Source organism: Parasphingorhabdus sp., from assembly GCF_049667325.1.
Classification (GTDB): domain Bacteria; phylum Pseudomonadota; class Alphaproteobacteria; order Sphingomonadales; family Sphingomonadaceae; genus Parasphingorhabdus.
The window spans coordinates 1-3,724 of record NZ_JBATHY010000066.1; the positions used below are offsets into that span (position 1 = coordinate 1).

The following is a 3,724-nucleotide window of genomic DNA, read 5'->3' on the forward strand; positions in this document are numbered from 1 at the left end:
TCCGCGCCGAATATTCGCCGACTTCGATCCCGGTCCGCGACGCGCCGAGCAACACCACGCCGCGCGCCTGCCCGAGCTTCAACGTGCTTTGCGGATTGCTGTTGACGAACACTTCCTCAACCGCCGCACCATCCGGCTTATATTCGAGCAACAAGTCGGTGAGTTCGAGGTCGAGTTTCAGCAAGCGGCTGGCCAGAGCCATTTTCGGATCGGTCTTGATCTGGCCATTGGCGACATGGGACAGGCGGTTGCCGTCGGCGATGATCACGCCCCAGCCGGTGATGCCAAGGCCGGGATCGAGGCCGAGAATGATCATCTCAGATCGACCGCATCAGATCGGCAGCCCCATCCGGCGACCGACAAAGGCCATGATCAGATAGAGGCTGATCGTCAGCACGCACCCGGCCGCCAGCGACAGAAAGAAACTGGCGCCATTGCGGAGAAGCAACGGAATCAGGAGAAACATTGGAAGAGATGGAAGGACATACCAGAAGGTGGCTTCGGCATGGAGCGCCATATTTTCCGTGTCAGGGCGGGCATACCAGAGGAAGATCATGCCCAATATCGAAATCAGCGGCAGCGAGGCGATCAGCGCCCCGAAACTCGGCTGGCGCTGGGCGACTGTCGCAACCATTGCCACGATCACTCCTGCAAGCGCGGCTTTGGCGGCAAATTCCCACATCACTCGGCGTTCAGTTTTTCCATGATCTCGTCGGACACGTCATAATTGCCCCAGACGGTCTGGACGTCGTCGTCATCGTCGAGCATGTCGATCAGGTTGAGCAAGGTCTCGGCCTGCTCCTGATCGACCCCGACCTGAACCGAAGGCCGCCAGGCGAGTTTCACGCTTGCTGCTTCGCCCAGCGCCTTTTCCAAGGCAGTGGAGACTTCGTGCAGATCTTCCATCGCGGTCCAGATTTCATGGCCATCATCATCGGAAGAAATATCTTCCGCGCCCGCTTCCATGGCGGCTTCCAGGACCTTTTCCTCGTCCCCGACACTGGCCGGATATTGAATATAGCCGACCCGGTCAAAACCGTGCGAAACCGAACCGCTTTCGCCCAGATTGCCGCCGTTGCGAGACATGATCGTCCGAACATTGGTAAAAGTTCGGTTATTATTGTCGGTCAGCGTCTCGATGATCAGCGATACACCGCCAGGGCCAAAGCCTTCATAGCGGATCTCGCTATAGTCCTCGCCTTCGCTGGCAGTCGCTTTGTCGATCGCGCGCTGGATATTGTCCTTCGGCATCGACACCGCTTTGGCGCTGTTGACCGCGAGCCGCAGCCGCGGATTAAAATCCGGGTCGGGCATGCCGGACTTGGCCGCCACGGTTATCTCGCGCGACAGTTTCGAAAATTGCGCCGCACGCTTCTTGTCCTGAGCGCCCTTGCGATGCTTGATATTGTTAAATTTACTATGGCCTGCCATTTTACCTCAAATTCCCGAATTGCTTATTCCACGATTACCGCGGTTCCCGATGCCGATACCATCAACATCGAACCCTTGTCGCCGACGACCTCATAGTCAAGATCGACGCCGACCACGGCATTGGCACCGGCCTTCACCGCCTCTGCCTCCATCTCTGCCAGGGCTTCATCGCGCGCACGTTTCAGGACATTTTCATATTTGCCCGAGCGCCCGCCGACGATATCCGTGATGCTGGCGAACAGATCGCGGAACAGATTCGCGCCGACGATGACTTCGCCAATCACGATCCCGCGATAGTCGCGGATCGCGCGGCCTTCGATACTGGGTGTCGTGGTAACAATCATCATTGTTCTCCCGCCGCTAAAGACTGGCTATTAGCCGATTGATCAGGCCAAACCAAGCGCCGACTTATAGGTGTCGAGTATCGCTTCCATTTCCTGGCGGTCATGGGTTTCCATTTTCCGCAAACGGACAATCTGGCGCATGATCTTGGCGTCATAGCCTTGCGATTTCGCCTCGGAATAGACGTCGCGGATATCGTCCGCCATGCCCTTTTTCTCTTCTTCCAGCCGCTCGATACGCTCGATAAACAGACGCAGCTGGTCTGCGGCAACATTGCCTTCGCTCATTCTTTCATTCCTTTGAAAAATTTTGTTCGGATTCGAAGCGTGTCTTTAAGATGCGGCGGCGTTTTTGGCCACGCTTTCCTTCATCTTTTTGAGCCGCTCCGGAGTCGCCTCGGTCTGGTATTTTTGCTTCCATTCGCTCGCCGGCATGCCGTGAATTGCTGCGCGGGCCTCGTCCTTGGTCATTGAACCGCCCGTTTCCTGAGTCGCCTCCATCACCCAGTCGGCAAGACAGTTGCGACAAAAGCCGGCCAGCCCCATCAAATCTATATTTTCTGCATCGTGCCGGTGCTGGAGATGTGTGACCAGACGGCGAAAGGCAGCGGCGGCGGCGGCATCGGATATTTTGTCGGTCATGTTCGTTTCCGTTGTTTTTTGTGATGAACCTGTCATGAAATAGGAATAGGCAACGCGCAGGTAAAGCGCCACCGAGGAATTCGCAAATGGCATCGCCAATTTTTTCCCGTAATCGCAAAGTCAAAGTGCTGGCGACGCTTGGTCCGTCCAGCGGCAGCCCGGCGATGATCGAGAAAATGTACCGCGCCGGTGTCGACGCCTTCCGCATGAACATGAGCCACGGCGAGCACAAGGCGCATGCCGCCAATGTGAAATCGATCCGGGCGCTGGAAAAGAAAGTCGGCAGGCCGATTGCCATCCTCGCCGATCTGCAGGGTCCGAAGTTGCGGATAGGGACCTTTGCCAAGCCGCCGGTGATACTGAAAGACGGTGCGAAGTTCACGCTCGACATGATCAGGCAAAAGGGCGACGCAACGCGCGTTACCTTGCCCCACAAGGAGATATTGGGCACGTTGCAGCCGGGGCACACCTTGCTGCTCGATGATGGCAAAATCCGGCTGGAAGTGACCAAGGCGGACGGCAAGAGCGTCGAGACCAAAGTGATCGTCGGCGGCGAAATTTCTGACCGCAAGGGAGTCAATGTTCCCGAAGTCGTGCTGCCGGTCAGTTCACTCACCGACAAGGATCGCAAGGATCTGGCTTTCGCGCTGGAACAGGATGTCGACTGGATCGCGCTCAGCTTCGTCCAGCGCCCCGAGGATGTCGCCGAGGCCCGGCGGCTGATAGGCGGCAAGGCAGCGTTGCTGGCCAAGATCGAGAAGCCTGCTGCAATCGACCGGCTCGACGAAATACTGGAACTGTCCGACGCCGTGATGGTGGCGCGCGGGGATCTCGGCGTGGAGCTGTTACCGGAACAGGTACCGCCGCTGCAGAAAAAGATCGTCGCCGCGGCCCGCAAGCTCGGGCGGCCGGTCGTCGTCGCCACCCAGATGCTCGAATCGATGATCAAATCGCCAACCCCGACCCGCGCCGAAGTGTCCGACGTCGCCACCGCGATTTATGACGGTGCTGATGCCATCATGCTGTCGGCGGAATCGGCCGTTGGTGACTGGCCGATTGAAGCAGCAACCATGATGGACCGGATCGCCGCGCAGGTGGAAAATGATCCGTCTTATGTCGACCGGGTCCATTTCACCGAAACCGTTCCCGACGAGACGACCGCCGATGCTCTGGCCGCCGCAAGCTATAATATCGCCCGGACTGTCGAGACATCGGCGATCGTCTGCTATACGGCTTCCGGCTCGACCGCCCGCCGTATGGCGCGCGAACGTCCCTCGGTGCCGCTGCTGGTCCTCACCCCAAACCGCCAC

General features: G+C 58.2%; 7 protein-coding genes. 1 reads left to right on the forward strand and 6 read right to left on the reverse strand.

From position 1 onward, the window contains the following. From WBM93_RS03595 to WBM93_RS03620, 6 genes are all read right to left on the reverse strand, one after another. A partial coding sequence (locus WBM93_RS03595; protein ID WP_424428254.1) for a crossover junction endodeoxyribonuclease RuvC occupies positions 1 to 316 on the reverse strand: 316 nt, incomplete at its 3' end. Positions 317 to 331: 15 nt separating this feature from the next. Next, entirely contained in the window at positions 332 to 682 is a 351-nt protein-coding gene (locus WBM93_RS03600; RefSeq protein ID WP_424428266.1) for a DUF3147 family protein, read from the reverse strand. Then, the gene (locus tag WBM93_RS03605; RefSeq protein WP_424428257.1) at positions 682 to 1,431 is read right to left on the reverse strand and encodes a YebC/PmpR family DNA-binding transcriptional regulator; all 750 of its coding nucleotides are present in this window, start codon (positions 1,429 to 1,431) and stop codon (positions 682 to 684) included. The genes WBM93_RS03600 and WBM93_RS03605 overlap by 1 nt, the downstream gene beginning before the upstream one ends. Positions 1,432 to 1,454: 23 nt before the next feature. Further along, positions 1,455 to 1,775, reverse strand: coding sequence for a heavy metal-binding domain-containing protein (locus WBM93_RS03610; protein WP_339821688.1), 321 nt, complete (start codon positions 1,773 to 1,775; stop codon positions 1,455 to 1,457). 42 nt (positions 1,776 to 1,817) lie between these two features. Then, complete coding sequence (locus WBM93_RS03615) at positions 1,818 to 2,060, reverse strand: DUF2312 domain-containing protein (protein ID WP_100093000.1); 243 nt, start codon at positions 2,058 to 2,060, stop codon at positions 1,818 to 1,820. Positions 2,061 to 2,105: 45 nt separating this feature from the next. Then, the gene (locus WBM93_RS03620; RefSeq protein WP_424428260.1) at positions 2,106 to 2,414 is read right to left on the reverse strand and encodes a DUF1244 domain-containing protein; all 309 of its coding nucleotides are present in this window, start codon (positions 2,412 to 2,414) and stop codon (positions 2,106 to 2,108) included. 86 nt (positions 2,415 to 2,500) lie between these two features. Here WBM93_RS03620 and pyk point away from each other — a divergent pair. Beyond that, positions 2,501 to 3,724, forward strand: a 1,224-nt coding sequence (pyk, locus tag WBM93_RS03625) for a pyruvate kinase (RefSeq protein WP_424428263.1), incomplete at its 3' end; no start/stop codon positions are given.